The sequence below is a fragment of the Helicobacter sp. T3_23-1056 genome (genome assembly GCF_053654535.1).
Genome location: NZ_JBSIUU010000101.1, coordinates 1 through 452, shown reverse-complemented (window position 1 = coordinate 452; position 452 = coordinate 1). Strand labels below are relative to the sequence as shown.

General features: G+C 35.8%; 1 pseudogene. It reads left to right on the top strand.

What is annotated here, in order from left to right:
- A pseudogene (locus tag ACWIUO_RS13885) lies at nucleotides 1-452 on the top strand (helicase C-terminal domain-containing protein); the annotation flags it as partial.

Below are 452 nucleotides of genomic sequence, written 5' to 3'. Positions count from 1 at the left end.
CACGCCCGCACAAAAGCAAATCCACAAAGAACAACGCGGGATTTATAATGTAACTTACAACAATAAAATAGCAACTTACATAAAGACCGATTTAGATTCTATCGAAAACGCTATAAGATACGCACGAGGCAATAAAAATAAGGGCGCAAAGCACATAAAACTAGGGCATACGCTAGACACCAAACAAGAGGGGTATATTTCAAATGATGAATTATTGAATTTAGGAAAAAACATAAGGCAATATTTACAAAAACACAAAGAGCCTTTTATCGACAAAGACGGAAGCAGGATTTATGAATGGATAGATAAAGATGGAAATAAATTTAGGGCGGTTAGTAGTTTTAAAAAGTTTAGTGAAAGCGGGGGAGGGGCAAACTCCTCCATTACCACAACCGCTAACACTGAACACATTATAACATTTTACAGCAATAGAAATCTACCAAAAGACAAAA